This is a genomic window from Aquiflexum sp. (assembly GCF_977115555.1).
Map to the genome: position 1 here is coordinate 1 of NZ_CDSBKL010000488.1, position 2,689 is coordinate 2,689.

At 41.3% G+C, this 2,689-nt stretch carries 1 protein-coding gene and 1 pseudogene; one reads left to right on the top strand and one right to left on the bottom strand.

Annotated features, from left to right (window positions below; all coding sequences use genetic code 11):
- Positions 1 to 615: 615 nt before the first annotated feature.
- The gene (locus ACZFYI_RS18645; protein ID WP_462525630.1) at positions 616 to 2,280 is read right to left on the bottom strand and encodes a carboxylesterase/lipase family protein; all 1,665 of its coding nucleotides are present in this window, start codon (positions 2,278 to 2,280) and stop codon (positions 616 to 618) included.
- A 220-nt stretch (positions 2,281 to 2,500) separates the two neighbouring features.
- Between ACZFYI_RS18645 and ACZFYI_RS18650 the strand changes: the two are divergent.
- Positions 2,501 to 2,689, top strand: a pseudogene (locus ACZFYI_RS18650) (hypothetical protein); the annotation flags it as partial.

The window sequence follows — 2,689 nt, forward strand, 5'->3', positions numbered from 1 at the left end:
TTTGGAAAGCATTTCTGAAATGCAATCCGCACGGTGCCCCTGTGGATTCTGACAGTCATCCCAATAAAACAATTCTACTTTGTAATGGAGAGATTGCTTTTGGTTGTTGATGGTCACCTCAATGTTGATGTCCTGCTTTCCGTTACCGGTGGGAATGGGTATAGCGATGTGGGTCATGATGGAGGGGTTAGTGGTTATTTGGTTATTTGGTTAGGGGTTAGAAGTTGTAGTTGTTATAATTTTTATAGTTGATGTCTGCTTCGCACCTGCCTGCCTTAGGTAGGTTGTCAGGTTATCGGGATTTCATGTTTGTTTTAGTACTAAGTACCCGCTAATTCTTTGAATTCCTCCTTCGTCGAAATGACAAAGGGAAAACCTGACTCAACACCATAACCATTCATATGCCATTTCAAAACCTTAAAATTGAGGAAATTAGGCCTGTTTGAAATTTAAAAAATGTAATATCCGAACAGGTTTGTACGGTTACGGACGAAAGTATAAAACCTGGAAATCCAAAAATCAAAAAATCCGAATTCCAAATCTCGAGAAAATAAAAAAAGACTGCCGGAATTGAACCGACAGCCTTAAAGGCTTTATACCAAACAACCTCAAAATCTATGCTTTAGGCAAAGTCATCCTCGCTGCCCTGTCAGGATCATTTTTGACTTCACAGGTATCATTGAGCACCATTGTTTCACCTTTTTCGGCAGTGAATTTTGGCCAGTTGGGCAAGGTTCCGGCATTTGGGTTTCCGGTTTTCATGAAAGCAAGTAGGGATGCAGACATTTTATCCGACAGCATTTTGGGACGCTTTCCTCCGCCGGTATGGGTGTACATCCTGTCTGTATTCTCAAACCAAAAACAAATGTCAATGCAATGAAAAGCACGCATCCTGCCATTGTAGAGATTAGGTTCCCAACCAAACCAAGCCATGTAAACGGGAGCTTTTTGTTTGGATTTGGCATTTCCTGTAGCCACTGCACCTTGACGGTTGGAGGCAACCAAAGCCATGATTTCTGCAGGCTTTTTACCTGGAAAATTAGAATTGTAGGCATTTACGATCTCAGCTGTTTTATCTCCAAATCTTGGTTTAAGGTTTTCGATTACGCCATTAAGGTCGATTTCTTCCAATTGCGGATTGGCCCTAGTTGCGCTCCATTCGTGAAATGTGGTACAGATCATCAAGGGTATTTCTGAATCATGACTGTTTGTGTTGGAGAAAAACTCCCCTTTCGGAATATTGACACCATCTGCCACCGGCCCAAAACCACCACGGAAACCCGGCTGAGGAAATTCCTTCCTCATCCTATCCATGGCTTTGTTGGCGATGGTCAAGTATTCCCTCCAAGGAATATCATGGAGTTTGTCAATAGAATCAGGGGTCAAACCTGCAGCTTCGACTACATATTGACCTAATTTTCTGCTGTATTCTTGGTCATTGGCTACAAGCATACTTCCACTCAGAGCCACACCTTTGTGCACCAATCCTTTGGAAGCAGGCATAGCCATCGTTGCGGTCACTTTGGCGCCGCCACCTGACTGCCCCATGATAGTGACATTACCGGGATCTCCTCCAAAGTTTGCTATATTGTCTCTCACCCAATGAAGAGAGGCAATGATATCCAACATGCTCACATTTCCCGAATAGGCATACTTGTCCCCTCCTATTCCCGATAGGTCCGTGAAACCGATGGGACCAAGACGGTGGTTGATCGAAACAAAAACCATATCCCCATTTTTGGCAAAATTTTCACCATGATAGCCATCTTGTTCTATGGCATTACCATTGGTAAATCCACCCCCATGCAGCCAAACCAATACGGGCCTCTTTTTTCCATCCGCGATGGCATTGGTCCAAATATTGAGTTTGAGGCAATCTTCGCTCAGGTCATCATAGTTCCAATGATCTGCAAAAGAGGAATGCACATTCGCATATCTATTTTCCATGATTTGAGGGGCAGTGTTTCCCCACCAAATGGTATCTTTGATTCCATCCCATTTTTCCGGTTTTTGGGGAGGCATAAATCTGTTTTTTCCGGATGTATCCGACCCATATGGTACACCCAAAAAGGTATATACACCATTGAGTCTGTATCCCCTGATTTTTCCAAAGGAAGTATCTGCCAATGCGATATCGTCTCCTATTTGCAGAAATTGATCACCATCAGCTACAAAATTATTTTTATGCGAGGAGGAAGCCTGTGCCACAAATGGTGCGGCGGCAATTCCGGCAGTGCCCAATCCGATTTTTTGTAAAAATTCACGTCGGTTATTCTTCATCAGGTTTATGGTTAAGAGTTTAATCTATTGTCTCAAATTGTGTAAATAGATATTCATTTCCTAACCATTCATCACTTTCCATTAACCAGACTATTCAAATTTTTAAGAATTGTAGATTTTAAGATTTTTAATAGATTGGGATGTAACATTTGGATAACCAATTTATCATATTCAAATAGCAACACGAAGAATTCATTCCAAACCCAACTGAAAGAATAACATGCAGAAAATCAAGGATAATTTTTTGGCGCAGCTCGTAATTATTTATACGAGGTATTTATTGGGAGGTGGTTTTGTATTTGCAAGTATCATCAAAATCAAAGGATTAAGATTCACGACTGAAAGTGGTGAAAATCAAACTTTTGGAACAGCTTTTCATTTTTTTGAAACTATGTATCAGACAGGTATT

What these genes read in the sequence shown, in the direction of transcription:
- ACZFYI_RS18645 (WP_462525630.1), bottom strand. Translation starts at nt 2,280, where the DNA reads ATGAAGAATAACCGACGTGAATTTTTACAAAAAATCGGATTGGGCACT.